Origin of the sequence: Psychrobacter sp. AOP31-B2-9, assembly GCF_052378005.1 — a bacterium.
Lineage (GTDB): Bacteria > Pseudomonadota > Gammaproteobacteria > Pseudomonadales > Moraxellaceae > Psychrobacter.
In genome coordinates, this window is the sequence record NZ_JBQSXG010000083.1 from 1 (window position 1) to 13,661 (window position 13,661).

A 13,661-nucleotide genomic window follows, 5' to 3' on the forward strand; every position below is an offset into this window, starting at 1 on the left:
TAAATCAATATGCTAGGTATTCTGAATTGACTAATTCAGCCGTAGACCGATCCTCATGCCAGGGTATATAACCTGTTAGTAAAAAAGTGAAGATAACTCGAGTGGGCTATTAAGAAACAGCTAGAAAGAATTTAGGGCTATATGGATCATTTAACCACTAAGTGCACTAATAAATACGGGTACCCAGACGGCGGTTACTAGACCGTTCACTGCCAATCCAAATGCAGCATAACGTCCCGCGGTTTGACTGATTTGCCAAGCTTCGACGGTACCAAAAGCATGAGCGGCTAGTCCAAGTGCTAGGCCTTTTGCACGATCATCATTGATACCACGAAACAAAAACCGCGCTAACATACCACCGATAAGCCCTGAGACAATAATAATTAAGTTGGCTAGGGCAAGGGGTGCTCCAATCAAATCAGCGACACTCAGACCAATCGGGGTGGTCACTGAACGTGTCGCAAAGGCAAGAATGGTGTCGTGACTTAATGACAGTAGATACGCTAATGACATCGGTAGTAATGCACCAACCATACTTGCAATGCCAACGATTAGTGTCAATTTTTTGACTGGCAACCCTTTAAAATTCATCGCTGCTAGCGGCACGGCTAGTAATACAGTGACATATCCTAATAGATGGTCAAATACGGGCTTGGCAACATCATAATAATCATCGTAATTCCATTGCAGAATGAACAAAAAGAGTAAGACAAGGGCTAAGGCAGTAATTACCATTGGCAACCATGCAAGCTTGCGTGCCAGTACACGAGCAATCACGTGTGCTGCTAAGGTTAGTACTATTGCTGCCAAGGTCGCCACAAATATATTGTCAAAACTCATCACAATTTCCTTGTTCTATATCACTCACAGCGATTATTTGTGCTCTTCAATAGTAGTGTGGTCAATATCGTTATTTAGCCAGTTGTTGGCAAGGATAGCCAGCCCCCACAATGGAAGCAACGTACTGATCATAATTGTTAGCATTACTCCCCATAGCTCGTCACCTAAGGCGAATAGTAGTAATCCTGCACCCGCAGAGACTGGTAAGAAAGCAAAGCCACTATCAACCAATAAAAGGTTACTGGCTTGCGTTAGCCAGCTTGGTAAGCCTTTGAGTAATCGCCATGTGATTAAAATGCAAAACATAGCGACCAAGCCGACAACATTGGCCGCTTTTTCGATACCTGCCCACTGACAGACAATAACGGCTGTCTCACGGACAATGATAACCATGATTAAAGTCAGGATTATTGCAAGCCATAGGGGCATATTAGAGGGATGAGTAGATTTCATAAGAAATGCTGGCCATGTCAGACATATAGGGTAGTTACAAGATTAGACTAGGGCGTGTCATCAATTAGATTGTGAGCCTTAAAATGAGAAAAATTGTAGATAAACAATGAAGCAATTGCCGTTGATATGAGTATATTGGCAAATTTGCTGATGATGTTTGGCAAAATTTAGCTATTTTGAGGCCACTACATCTATTAATATGCTAATTGATAACACGCGCTAGGTCATAATGCCTTAGTATATGTGTCCTATATATCAATGTTTGTTGAATAGATAACAAATGATTATATACAGAGTAATCAAACTAATAAAGTCTATAAGGTAATACCGTGCTTTGTTGTTTGGACTAGATATCAGTGTTCACGATATATATATCACAAAAAAAGATGACATCGATTGATATCATCCTCTTATTATGGCCTGTTGAACAGTCGAATATGGTACTAGCTGTGTCTTGTTTAGCTTTTATAGCTTTATAATCAGACCTTTACAATATTATATTTAAAATATTTCTATTTCGATGGATGTTCTGTTTCAGTGTTTAACGCATCGAAGTCATCAAACGCCTGTTCTTCAGCTGCCGTCATCGTCAGCTCTTCCTCTTCAGCAGGCTGCTCAAACTCTTCTAGTATCGGCATTAGTAGCGTTGCTTGCGCTAATGGCAATACATCTACAGGATCTAAATCGGCTTGACCAAGTAGTTGTCTGAGTCTATCACTTGGCAAGCGAATGGTTAAACACTCATGACCCGTATCATCATAGCTTTCTTCTTGAATGACACCGAGTTCATACAAGGTGTTTTTTAATTGTCCTGCATGATAGGGCAGCGTCAAATCAAAAGTGGTTAGTGTGCCAGTGAGCAACTGTTGCACTGCCAATGATAACTCTTCAATGCCCAAATTTTCCCTAGAAGAAACATAAACGCGATTAGGTTGGCCTTCACTAGCATAACCGACACGTGCAGGCTCGTCGGTCAAATCAATTTTGTTATAGACATTGAGTACAGGCACATCGTTGTCAATCTTAGCAAGTACGTCTTTGACTGCTTGAACTTGCTCATGCATGTCTTCACTAGAAGAATCGATGACATGTAATAATAAATCTGCCTCTAGAGTTTCTTCTAGCGTTGCATGAAACGACTCGACCAACTCATGAGGCAGATGACGGACAAAGCCTACTGTATCGACCAAAACCACACGTCCCACACCTTGCCAATCTAAGCGGCGTAGCGTTGGATCGAGCGTGGCAAATAGTTTGTCAGCCGCGTAAATGTTTTCATCGACCAAACGGTTGAATAGTGTGGATTTACCAGCATTGGTATAACCAACAAGCGATATCGTTGGTACATCTGATTTTTGGCGACGGGCTCGACCTTGTGCGCGTGTCTGTCTGACTTTCTCAATTTTACTTTTAAGCTGCATAACGCGTACTTGTAGCAAGCGACGATCCGTCTCAAGCTGAGTCTCACCTGGTCCACGCAGACCAATACCGCCTTTTTGACGCTCCAAATGCGTCCAACCTCGAACCAAACGCGTCGATAAATGATTCAGCTGTGCTAGCTCCACTTGTAGCTTACCCTCATAAGTACGGGCGCGCTGAGCAAAAATATCTAAAATCAAACCTGTACGATCAAGCACCCGACATTTTACCAATGCTTCAATATTACGCTCTTGTGAAGGCGATAAGTTATGGTTGAACAGTACGATATCGGCATCATGCTCGCGTACCAATTCTGCTATCTCTTCTGCTTTACCGCTGCCGACGAAATATCTGGCATCAGGACGTGCACGTGAACCAGTTACTAATGCCAAGCGATCTGCACCTGCTGAGTCTGCCAACAGCTCAAATTCACCAAGATCGTCAGGATCCTGAATTTGGCGGATGTCTAAATGTACTATAATGGCGCGTTCGCCACCTTCGTGTCTTTCAAAATAATCCAAAGATTGTCACCTATTTAATAAAGTAGAGATGTCGCTATTATATTAATCTAATAAACGTTTTAACAAACGTCGAAATAGCTTTTATATGACCTTCTATATAAGGTCTGATTGCTTGATGTTAAAGCGTATTGGTCCAATTATCGATATTTTTATGTTACAGAGCAGGTGATTGAATAAAATACCAACAAAAGCACTTCGTAACTCAGTGAACAAATCATCACTGACTGGCTAAATTTTGTTATACTCGCTACGTTTGCTTAAAATATACAATCATATGATTTTAATCACGAGGGATACAGATGAGCCAATCCAAGTCAGGCTTTTCACTCAGACAGCAGTTTGGTCGCGGTAAAAAAATCGCTGGTATGACAACAACGATCGCAGGAGGGCTAAGAACAGCCCAACGTATCGGTGCTTTTAGACAGCCACCACGTGAGAGATTGCCGCGCTATATTCAGACCTTTTGTCGTAAGATGGCAGGATCTTTTGGCGTAAAAGTTGTTGCGGTTGAACGAGTAGAGCAGCATCATGGCTTATGGGTATCTAACCATGTGTCATGGATGGATATTCCGGTTGTAGGGACACTGAGCCCAGCCTTTTTCTTATCCAAAGCTGAGATCGGTGAGTGGCCAGTATTTGGTAAGTTGGCTCATGCGGCAGGTACGGTGTTTATTGAGCGTGGTTCCGGTGATGCAGGCTCGGTTGCGGAGCAAATTGCTGATTTTCTAAAAAAAGGCTATTCCGTCATATTTTTTCCAGAGGCAACCACCACTGATGGCAAAAAAATCAAGCGTATTCATGGTAAATTGCTGCAAGCGGCGATAGACGCTGATGTACCAGTTCGTCCTCTAGTGATTACTTATGTCAATAAAGACGGTACATTGAGCAAAGAGTTACCTTATTACGGTAAGCTGACGATGAAAGACAGCCTCAAAAAAGTACTTGATAGCAAAGACATTACCGCATATGTATTACCGCTTGAACCGATAGATCCAAAAGGATTGAATAAGAGTGAGATAACCAATATCTTGCAAGCACGTATGCAAGAAGGTTTGACTGAGTTGCATAATCGAGTACTGACTAAAACAGCCCTAGAGCAATTGGCTGAAGAAAAAGCCTCTAAAGCATAAAACTTTGAGATAAGTAAGAGATGCTCAGAGTGTTAGATGGCTATTCATAAAAAGGCGCCAATCGCAATGATTATTCTTGCGATTGGTGCTTTTTCTTTTAGAAAGCTGTCGTCGGTTGATAATTTAATCAGTCGATAGTTTAAGGTGAAGGGTTTGGGTGCTGGGTATGTACGGCCTCAATGGCTTCTAATACATCTGCCGTTAGATCTACATTGACACTGTCGATATTAGATTTGAGCTGTTCTAACGAGGTGGCTCCAATGATATTACTGGTGACAAAATGACGAGAGTTTACAAAAGCCAATGCCATTTGAGCCATATCTAAACCTGCATCAGCAGCAATCTTGGCGTATTGAGCGGTGGCTGAGATGGCCTCTTCATTGGTATAGCGGGCAAAGCGATCATACATGGTTAGACGTGCGCCTGCTGGGCGTTTACCATCAAGATACTTACCTGACAGCACACCAAAACCGAGGGGTGAGTAAGCAAGTAGGCCTACGTTCTCACGATGGGCAATCTCTGCCATATTGATTTCATACAAGCGGTTCAATAGGCTATAAGGGTTTTGTACAGTGACAGGTGCAATTAAACCATTTTTATCCGCTTCCCACAGATAGCGCATGAGCCCCCATGCCGTATCGTTCGATAGACCATAAGAGCGAATGCGGCCTTTTTTAATCTCATCGTTCAATGCTTGAATGGTCTCTAAAAAAGGCGTCAAATCCTCTAGAGGTTGCGCTGCCATCTCTTCGGTATAACCAAGCTGGCTAAAAAAGTTGGTTTGGCGTTCAGGCCAATGCAGCTGATAAATATCGATATGGTCTGTTTGTAGACGCTTAAGATTGTCATCAATGGCGCCACTGATATGCTTCGCGTTGAAACGCGTCTGCCCATCACGCAAAAACCCCATTGGTGATATTTTGCTGGCAAGAATGACTTTGTTACGCTGTTTGGTTTTATTAAACCAAGTGCCCATAAAACGCTCTGTGTCACCTTGTTTGTCTTTATCTGGTGGCGACGGATACATCTCTGCCGTATCCCAAAAGTTCACACCCTCAGAGAGTGCCATATCCATTTGTTCATGTGCTTCAGACTCAGTATTTTGCTGCCCCCACGTCATCGTCCCTAGACAAATCTTGGAAACTTGTTCGTCGAGTTGTGGCAGTTTTTGATATTGCATATTGTGTCCTTATTATTGTACTAGACTTCTTGTATTAGACGAGCTGTATACCAGTCACACCAGGTGGTGTCACTTTAAATACTTTTACTTTAAACAGTAGTGATTGCCCAGCGAGCGGGTGATTGAAGTCTACTTCGACTTGGTCATCATCGATGGCACTAATCGTTCCGGGCAAGGTGTTTTTGCCTTTGTCTTCAAACTCAACCATCATGCCAATCTCTGGGTTGTCCGCGATTAGCGCAAACTGAGTACGGCTAAAATGTTGGATATTGTCAGGATTCCATTCCCCAAAAGCCTGTTCTGGCTCAAGATGGGCAGTGCGAGTGTCCCCTGCACGTAGGTTCATTAATACTTGCTCAAAGCCTGGCAACAAGCTCTCATCGCCAATTGTTAAGCTTACCGGTGTATCGCGACTAAAAGTAGAGTCAATCACCGTACCGTTTTCTAGTGATACTTCAAAATGCAGTTTTACTAGGCTACCGTGTGTGATACGGGTGTCTTCATTGGGATTGATAAATTGTGAGTCGGTCATAGTCAAAGGCCATTCGTTGCGAAATTGGGATGTTAAATCAAAAAATAATATAAGAAATGATAAGTCATCTGACAGCGTATGTAAGCGTAAAAAATGTAACGCAAATAGTGTACTATAGTCGGCTCAGGAAGGTTCATATCAGGACAGTTCATATATAGTCAATCCACTATGAAATAAATACAGCGATACGGGTTACATTTTGCGCAGCTTCTGTCTGCGTAGGCACAGCAAGCAAGAAAAATGTAGCCCATATCTAGTGGTTGTGCCTCTTTTATTTAGGGCTGACTATACTAGACAGGCGATTGAAATACTACAACTCATCGGCTGAGCAAGTATGAAAGCGTATCTGACTTATATGAGGTTGATTACGTATTTAGCGAATTTAAGAGAGAGTGGGCATATCGATGGCTAGTAAACAGCAGGGGCAAGTTAAAAAATGGCAAGACGATAAAGGTTTTGGCTTTATTGAAACAGAGAATGGTGGCTCATTATTTTTTCATATCAATGAGTTCAAAGCGCGTCGTCGTCCGGATGTCGGTGAGCAAGTGGTTTTTACACTTGGTCGAGACAATCAAGGGCGAATGCAAGCAAAAGATGTGCAAGAGCTCAAATTTGTCCAACAGAAAATGGCAAAAAAGAATCAACAAATACGTCAGCGTAACCATAAGCGAAGCGCGCAAGCAGAGTTTGAAGCAGGACAAAAGAAAAGGTTGTTTTTAGGTGCTGGGTTTTATGGTGTCTTAATCCTATTGGTAGTCATGGATAAACTGAATTGGCTAGTAGTCGGTTGGTATGCCGCGTTGGGTGTTATCACTTATACAATGTATGCCAAAGACAAAGCAGCAGCACAGAATGGTGACTGGCGTACGCCTGAGTCTACGCTGCACTTATTAAGTATATTAGGTGGCTGGGTAGGAGCATTGATTGCACAGACGTATCTACGCCATAAATCACAAAAGCCTGAGTTTCGTGTGACCTATTATTTGACCGTTGTTATTAATATGGCGGGGTTGTTGTTTGTGTTAGCGGGTGGTGGGTTGGAGGCTTTAAAAGGTTTGCTAGATTCTTTAATTTAGGAGTATTTGTTTATAGTTAACGGTAAAGTTTTGACACCCATATCTAAAATAAAATTTGAAAAGCCATAGGTCTTTAAGTGGCTTGTAAAAATGTTCTAGGTATCATAACTTCTACTTAATCTAAAATATTTTTATGGATGATTTTCAATATTTTTATTAGCTAACTGTTTTATTGCAGTAGATAGTTCTGAATAAGTAGCAATTATTGGGTTAAGTCGAAGTAAACTAGAGAGTACAATAGTTTTTTGGGTTCCAAGAGACTGAGTTAGCGCATCTGAAGACAAGATATAAAATTGCCATTGGTTCATATTAAGTGGATCAATCGTATCTTGTTCTTTGTGTATTAGCAGGCAAAATACGTAAATATCTGCTTGTCGCATCGTTGTATTTGAACGATTATCTATTTTAGCATCCCAGCCTTTAGTAGGACGTATACTAAATTGAATAGATGATAATTTTTTTTGATGCCATGTTTGAATAAAAGCACCTGATTTCACCTCAATTTTAATACCTTCTTTAGTTTTAATATCATATGCATCCCATTCTGCTCTATGACTATGATTCTCGCCAAGAGCAGATGCAACAATATATTCTGCTAAAATACCTCTCATAGTGTTACTTACTAGATCAGAGCTAGACCATTGCCAAAATGATAACAATTTTTCATTGAGAGGCTCTCCTTCAATATGGAAAAACTCTTCTCCTGACTTACATTTAACTTCTAGAGCGGGGTATTGTGTCATAACTTTTCCATAGCTTTTGTGAGTTATACCCAGTGCACCGATAAGAAATATTAATATAGCTAAGCCGTAATTTATCAGCAATCTTCATTTATAAGCATGCGACTGTATGGCTAGTTTTAATCTCTCAATATATACAATATTTGATTGTAGCGAAATCCTAAGCCAAAAAAAAGCGGATTACGAATACGTAACCCACCTTTTCTATTTATAAATCAAACCAGTGTACCTAACGACACGCAATTATGACTGTGGTACTTCACGCTTCTTTTCTAAAAACAGCATATCAATGACAATCAGCGCAACACCGATAGTGATGCCCATATCTGCGATATTGAAGATAGGATAATGCCAAACATCAGCATTGTGTACATGGATAAAGTCGATGACGTGACCATGTAGCAGGCGGTCGATTAGATTACCAACTGCACCGCCCAGCACCAATGCCAGTCCGAAAGATAATAGCGTGGCTTTACGTGGTGCCTTAATCAGATATACGACTAAAAACAGCGACATCAATAACGCCAATCCTGCAAAAAACCATTTTTGCCAACCACCAGCATCTGCCAAAAAGCTAAAAGCAGCGCCGTAGTTATATGCCAATGTCCAGTTCAGGAATGGCTCAATTACAGGTACTGGCTCATGAAACGTCAGCTTGGTTTCAGCCAGCCATTTCGTCCATTGATCAATGATGATGACGACCAATGACAACAGATACCATGTAAATGCACGACTGCCATTAGCGATTATTTTTGGCGTTTTTGTCAGGCGCCCTTTTGGTGTCGATGAGCTACCAGTCGTCGCATGCGCAGGTTCAGGTGAGCCATCACTTTGGATACGTGGTTGCTTACTCTCTGGTGGTTCTGTTGAGTTAGGCATAATGACGAACCTCACCATCACCGCTGACATTGGTCACACAGCGTGCACATAACTCAGGATGAGCACTATCAGTACCAATATCATCACGGACATGCCAACAGCGTACGCATTTGGTACCAGCCGCCGCACTGATATTTACAACCAAGTCTGCTGACTCTTCTGTACTACTATCTGTTTGAGCTTCTGTAGTTGCTGTTTTAGCAGGTGCAGCGCTCATTGGCTTTAAGGTAGCACTGCTAGTGATGAGTACAAAACGTAGCTCTTCGCCAAGCTTGGCTAAGCTTTCGTGCATTGCACCATCTGCATATAGCGTGACATCAGCAGAGAGATTGGCATTGATGATTTTTTCGCCACGTGCGGTTTCGATATGTTTATTGACCATGTCTTTGGCACGCATGATGTTTTGCCAATCATCGTTGCTGATAGTGCTTAGCTCAAGAGCAGGGAACTCATACCATTCTTCGGTGAATACATAGCCTGCTTCGTTACCGTTTTTACCTTCTAACACTTCCCACGCTTCTTGCGCGGTGAAGGACAGAATCGGTGTAATCCAACGAATCAACGCATGAGCGATATGATAAATAGCCGTTTGGGCAGAGCGGCGTGGCTGTCCATCAGTTTGCGTGGTGTATTGACGATCTTTGATGATATCTAAGTAAAAACTACCTAAATCCTGCGAGCAAAACGCGGTGATATGCTGAGTGACTTGGTGAAAGTCCATTGCATCATAAGCGCTAACGATTTGAGCTTGTACGGTTTGCGCACGTTCAATGATGAACTTATCAAGGCTAACCAGCTCATTGAGATCAACGCTATTGGTGGCTGGATCAAAGTCATCAGTATTGGCCAATAAGAAACGTAAGGTGTTACGGATACGGCGATACATATCGATTGCACCTTTAAATACTGTCTTACCAGCACTCATCTCGTAACGGTAGTCACTAGAGGCAATCCACAGACGCAACATATCTGCGCCCGTTTTATTGATTTCATCTTGTGGCTTGATGATATTGCCCAGTGACTTACTCATCTTGCGACCATTCTCATCAACCACAAAACCATGGGTCAATACTTGCTTGAATGGTGGACGCTCATATATGGCTTCGGATGTCAGTAATGACGTTTGGAACCAGCCGCGATGTTGGTCAGAGCCCTCTAGATACATATCCGCTGGGTTGGTCAATTCATCACGCTGATCAAGTACCGCAAAATGCGTCGTTCCTGAGTCAAACCAAACGTCTAGGGTATCAGTTGCTTTATCATAGTCAGCTGCCTCGCTGCCCAAGAAGTCTTCACAGCTGGCATCAAACCAAGCTTCAACACCGCCTTCATTGATTTTTTGTGCTGCGACTTCCATCAGCTCAAGGGTGTTTGGATGTAGCTCACCTGTTTCTTTATGAGTAAAGAAAGTGATGGGCACACCCCATGTACGCTGACGTGAAATACACCAATCAGGGCGACCATTCATCATAGATTCGATGCGGTTCTGTCCCCATGCTGGCGTCCAATTGACGGCAGGAATGTCAGCAAGTGCACGCTCACGCAGACCTTTGGCTTCCATATTGATAAACCACTGCGGCGTTGCACGGAAGATAATTGGTGACTTATGACGCCAGCAATGCGGATAGCTGTGTTCAATTTTGGTATGGTTGATTAAGTGACCGTTATCTTGCAAAGCCGCGATGATTTTAGGATTGGCTTTATAGATGTGTTCACCAGCAAACACCGCAGCACTATCTAAATAGACACCTGTGCCGCTCACTGGGTTTTCAACTGGCAAGTTATACTGAAGACCCACGATATAATCGTCGAGACCATGACCGGGTGCAGTATGGACTAAGCCAGTACCACTATCGGTAGTCACATGATCGCCTAAGATAAGCGGCACTTGGCGGTCTTCAATCAATGGATGCTGCGCGCGCAGACCTTCAAGCTCACGTCCTGATACCGTTGCTAAGACACCTTTATTTTCTAATTTAAGTTCCTCTACTGCTGTTTCAACGAGATCGGCAGCCAATAAAAAATTACCTTTTTCAGTCGCGACGACACTATAGTCACTGTCAGGGCTGACGGCGATGGCTTGGTTGGCAGGCAACGTCCAAGGAGTCGTTGTCCAAATGATGGCAGCGATATTGCCCAAGTCAGCTAAGGCTGCAACCTTGTCAGTATCGAGCACGTCAAAGCTTACATAGATGGCGTCGGATACTTTGTCTTGGTATTCAACTTCGGCTTCTGCTAGCGCAGAGCCACAGTCTAAGCACCAGTTGACGGGTTTCATACCGCGAGTGACGTGACCGTTTTCATAGATTTTGGCCAGTGCACGCACGATATTGGCTTCTTGGTGAAAGTTCATCGTTAGATAAGGGTTGTCCCAATCGCCGAATACGCCCAAACGTTTAAAGTCTGCTTTTTGTAGTTCGATTTGAGTGCTCGCATATTCACGGCATAGACCACGAAACTCCGTTGCAGATACTTTTTTGCCGACTTTACCGACTTTGGCTTCGACCTTTTGTTCGATTGGTAGACCATGACAGTCCCAGCCTGGTACGTAAGGCGCATCAAAACCTGATAAGGTTTTTGATTTTACGATAATGTCTTTTAGTACTTTATTGACGGCATGGCCTAAGTGAATCTGACCGTTGGCGTATGGAGGGCCGTCGTGCAGAATATATTTAGGAGCACCGATACGTGATTGGCGAATTTTGCCATATACATCATCTGCCTCCCAAGCAGCCAGCCAATCTGGCTCGCGCTTGGCGAGGTTTGCACGCATCGCAAATGGCGTGTCTGCAAGGTTTAACGTGTCTTTATAGTCGATAGATTCGGTCATAAGTAGTGTCTTTATCTAGTTATATAGTAAAAAGATGGTCATGCAATTCAATACGTAAAACGATGATTTCTAAATCTGTCAGGACGGCTAATGCAATCAAAGCCATCTATTATAGGGCAAATCACTGATTAAAAATAGGGCGTAAGAAGGTCTGTGTTGAGCAGGAAAAGGTGTGTTTGAAATTTAAAAACCCTGTTTGATATGAATAAGTTGTCATACTTTGAATCAATTTACTGCAATTGATTCAAAATGCTTAAAACGTTCAAGGTACAAAATGCATAATTAAAAGACAGAGCATGTCTAAGTGGTAGCAATCGTCAGCTGCTCTGCCAATGTAGAAAAGGCGTTTGTTTTATGTTCAAAGTTAAGACTAGACTGCAAATGATAAAGATGCTCATCAATCAATAAAATAAGTTTTTGTTCGTCTCTTGCTTCAATCGCTTTTACGATACCTAAATGCTCATCTTCGGCACAGCTAGAAGAGCCCACTTCATTATATAAACCAATAATCAACGTGGTGCGCAATGTTAGTTCGGTTAAAAATTTTTCTAGTACTTGGTTCTTTGCAATAGTTGCTAATTTCATATGGAACTCTCGTGACAATCGTAGCTCCGCAGGCTTATTTCCTTGTTTCCGCGCCTCGGCCTCAGACGCAATCATACGGCGCATATCAGCGATATCCTCTGCATCGGCATTTTTAATCACGCTGCAAGCCAAAGTGCGCTCAATAGTACGACGAGCTTCGAACACATCTTCTGCTTCTTTAGGAGAGGGTGTGGCGACGAATGCACCTTTGTTAGGTCGTATTTGTACGACATGCATGGTGGCAAGGGTCGAGAGTGCGCGCCTAACATTTGCCCTATTACAGTTGAATAAATTACTCAGCATCTGCTCACCAAGTTTTGTTCCGGCAGGTAGGCGCTGTTCTGATACTGCAGACGTGATTGAGTTAATGATTGCCTGTTCTGGCATCTCATCAATTTGCGTTTTTAAGTTTTTGGTTTTTGATGTAGTCATAGCCGGAATTATAGTGTGCTCTCCTCCTTTTAACAACAAAAATGAAGTTATCTATTGTATTGTTAACAAAAATAGTTAACAATGATTATTAACAATATTTTATTTTCCCATATCAAAAACCACGAAGAGTGAAATTTTATGCAGATTTTAGTAATGAACCCAAACTCAACGGTATCTATGACAGATAAAATTGTAGAAAGTGCTCGTCAAAAAGTAAGTGTTGATACTGTTCTTATCAGTGCTTCGGGCACAAATGCACCGGCTTCTATTCAAGGTCATTATGATGAGGCGATATCCGTACCAGGCCTATTGGATCGCGTACAGCAAGCTGAAGCTGAAGGCGTCGATGGTGTGGTAGTGGCGTGTTTTGATGATCCAGGTATTAATGCTTGCCGCGAGGTTTTTTCCGGACCTGTACTCGGTATTTGTGAGGCGGCAGTAAAAGCGGCAAGTATGATATCAACTTCGTTCAGTGTGGTCACGACGCTACCGCGCTCTATACCTATTATTGAAGAGTTGGTTCATGGTTACGGATTATCCCATCGATGCCGACGTGTACGTTCTGCGGCCATACCAGTACTTGCACTAGAAGAACCTAATTCAGGCGCACGTGAAAAAGTTCGTGATGAGATTCTACGTGCTGTAGAAGAAGATAATTGCGAAGCAGTGGTATTAGGCTGTGCGGGAATGGCTGATTTAACAGAGTGGTTGACAAAAGAGACAGGGGTTCCTGTTATTGATGGAGTAACGGTTGCAGTACGTATGGTTGAGGCCTTGGTCGGTTGTGGTCTGAAAACTAGCAAGGTTGGTGCTTATGCACAACCCATTAAAAGTTAAATCAAGGATAACTGAATATGTAAGTCATTAATATGTAAGTCATTAACGACTCGAAGCTAAGGAACTTGTAATCGCACTATAGATTTTTTCAATAAACTTTTTAGGGAAGGAGAAGGTGATGGGAAATGTAAAAGGTAATACAGTAACGCTAGGCGTAGACTCTCTTGAACATAAGGCCGTTGGTCAAGAGAGTCTAGCACCTCAAAC

Annotated in this window: 12 protein-coding genes; 3 read left to right on the plus strand and 9 right to left on the minus strand. The window is 42.5% G+C overall.

Features of this window, described 5'->3' with window-relative positions; translation table 11 throughout:
- Positions 1-150: 150 nt before the first annotated feature.
- From ACT3SX_RS09930 to hflX, 3 genes are all read right to left on the minus strand, one after another.
- Positions 151-840 (minus strand): LrgB family protein, encoded by a 690-nt coding sequence (locus ACT3SX_RS09930; RefSeq protein WP_192520424.1) that lies wholly within the window; start codon positions 838-840, stop codon positions 151-153.
- A 33-nt stretch (positions 841-873) separates the two neighbouring features.
- Positions 874-1,293 (minus strand): CidA/LrgA family protein, encoded by a 420-nt coding sequence (locus tag ACT3SX_RS09935; RefSeq protein WP_192520425.1) that lies wholly within the window; start codon positions 1,291-1,293, stop codon positions 874-876.
- 512 nt (positions 1,294-1,805) lie between these two features.
- On the minus strand, positions 1,806-3,233 hold the full coding sequence (gene hflX / locus ACT3SX_RS09940; RefSeq protein ID WP_192520426.1) for a ribosome rescue GTPase HflX: 1,428 nt from the start codon (positions 3,231-3,233) through the stop codon (positions 1,806-1,808).
- Between the two features lie 299 nt (positions 3,234-3,532).
- On the opposite strand from hflX, the gene ACT3SX_RS09945 reads away from it, so the two are divergent.
- Positions 3,533-4,363, plus strand: a complete 831-nt coding sequence (locus ACT3SX_RS09945) for a lysophospholipid acyltransferase family protein (protein ID WP_192520427.1) — start codon at positions 3,533-3,535, stop codon at positions 4,361-4,363.
- A 139-nt stretch (positions 4,364-4,502) separates the two neighbouring features.
- On the opposite strand, the gene ACT3SX_RS09950 is transcribed toward ACT3SX_RS09945, so the two are convergent.
- Together ACT3SX_RS09950 and ACT3SX_RS09955 are read right to left on the minus strand one after the other, a co-directional pair.
- A complete protein-coding gene (locus tag ACT3SX_RS09950; protein ID WP_192520428.1) occupies positions 4,503-5,543 on the minus strand; it encodes an aldo/keto reductase in 1,041 nt (346 codons plus the stop codon).
- Positions 5,544-5,577: 34 nt separating this feature from the next.
- The gene (locus ACT3SX_RS09955; protein WP_192520429.1) at positions 5,578-6,075 is read right to left on the minus strand and encodes an FKBP-type peptidyl-prolyl cis-trans isomerase; all 498 of its coding nucleotides are present in this window, start codon (positions 6,073-6,075) and stop codon (positions 5,578-5,580) included.
- A 404-nt stretch (positions 6,076-6,479) separates the two neighbouring features.
- On the opposite strand from ACT3SX_RS09955, the gene ACT3SX_RS09960 reads away from it, so the two are divergent.
- Complete coding sequence (locus ACT3SX_RS09960; RefSeq protein WP_442069839.1) at positions 6,480-7,151, plus strand: DUF1294 domain-containing protein; 672 nt, start codon at positions 6,480-6,482, stop codon at positions 7,149-7,151.
- A 131-nt stretch (positions 7,152-7,282) separates the two neighbouring features.
- On the opposite strand, the gene ACT3SX_RS09965 is transcribed toward ACT3SX_RS09960, so the two are convergent.
- From ACT3SX_RS09965 to ACT3SX_RS09980, 4 genes are all read right to left on the minus strand, one after another.
- Entirely contained in the window at positions 7,283-7,894 is a 612-nt protein-coding gene (locus tag ACT3SX_RS09965; RefSeq protein WP_442069837.1) for a hypothetical protein, read from the minus strand.
- 240 nt (positions 7,895-8,134) lie between these two features.
- Positions 8,135-8,770, minus strand: coding sequence for a signal peptidase II (lspA, locus tag ACT3SX_RS09970; protein ID WP_192520064.1), 636 nt, complete (start codon positions 8,768-8,770; stop codon positions 8,135-8,137).
- A complete protein-coding gene (gene ileS / locus ACT3SX_RS09975; protein WP_192520065.1) occupies positions 8,763-11,600 on the minus strand; it encodes an isoleucine--tRNA ligase in 2,838 nt (945 codons plus the stop codon). The genes lspA and ileS overlap by 8 nt, the downstream gene beginning before the upstream one ends.
- A 300-nt stretch (positions 11,601-11,900) precedes the next feature.
- A complete protein-coding gene (locus ACT3SX_RS09980; RefSeq protein ID WP_442069835.1) occupies positions 11,901-12,617 on the minus strand; it encodes a GntR family transcriptional regulator in 717 nt (238 codons plus the stop codon).
- A 138-nt stretch (positions 12,618-12,755) separates the two neighbouring features.
- Here ACT3SX_RS09980 and ACT3SX_RS09985 point away from each other — a divergent pair, with 138 nt between their 5' ends.
- On the plus strand, positions 12,756-13,454 hold the full coding sequence (locus tag ACT3SX_RS09985) for an aspartate/glutamate racemase family protein (RefSeq protein ID WP_442069833.1): 699 nt from the start codon (positions 12,756-12,758) through the stop codon (positions 13,452-13,454).
- Positions 13,455-13,661 lie beyond the last annotated feature (207 nt).

What these genes read in the sequence shown, in the direction of transcription:
- ACT3SX_RS09930 (WP_192520424.1), bottom strand. Translation starts at nt 840, where the DNA reads ATGAGTTTTGACAATATATTTGTGGCGACCTTGGCAGCAATAGTACTA.
- ACT3SX_RS09935 (WP_192520425.1), bottom strand. Translation starts at nt 1,293, where the DNA reads ATGAAATCTACTCATCCCTCTAATATGCCCCTATGGCTTGCAATAATC.
- ACT3SX_RS09945 (WP_192520427.1), top strand. Translation starts at nt 3,533, where the DNA reads ATGAGCCAATCCAAGTCAGGCTTTTCACTCAGACAGCAGTTTGGTCGC.
- ACT3SX_RS09950 (WP_192520428.1), bottom strand. Translation starts at nt 5,543, where the DNA reads ATGCAATATCAAAAACTGCCACAACTCGACGAACAAGTTTCCAAGATT.
- ACT3SX_RS09955 (WP_192520429.1), bottom strand. Translation starts at nt 6,075, where the DNA reads ATGACCGACTCACAATTTATCAATCCCAATGAAGACACCCGTATCACA.
- ACT3SX_RS09960 (WP_442069839.1), top strand. Translation starts at nt 6,480, where the DNA reads ATGGCTAGTAAACAGCAGGGGCAAGTTAAAAAATGGCAAGACGATAAA.
- ACT3SX_RS09965 (WP_442069837.1), bottom strand. Translation starts at nt 7,894, where the DNA reads ATGACACAATACCCCGCTCTAGAAGTTAAATGTAAGTCAGGAGAAGAG.
- lspA (WP_192520064.1), bottom strand. Translation starts at nt 8,770, where the DNA reads ATGCCTAACTCAACAGAACCACCAGAGAGTAAGCAACCACGTATCCAA.
- ileS (WP_192520065.1), bottom strand. Translation starts at nt 11,600, where the DNA reads ATGACCGAATCTATCGACTATAAAGACACGTTAAACCTTGCAGACACG.
- ACT3SX_RS09980 (WP_442069835.1), bottom strand. Translation starts at nt 12,617, where the DNA reads ATGACTACATCAAAAACCAAAAACTTAAAAACGCAAATTGATGAGATG.
- ACT3SX_RS09985 (WP_442069833.1), top strand. Translation starts at nt 12,756, where the DNA reads ATGCAGATTTTAGTAATGAACCCAAACTCAACGGTATCTATGACAGAT.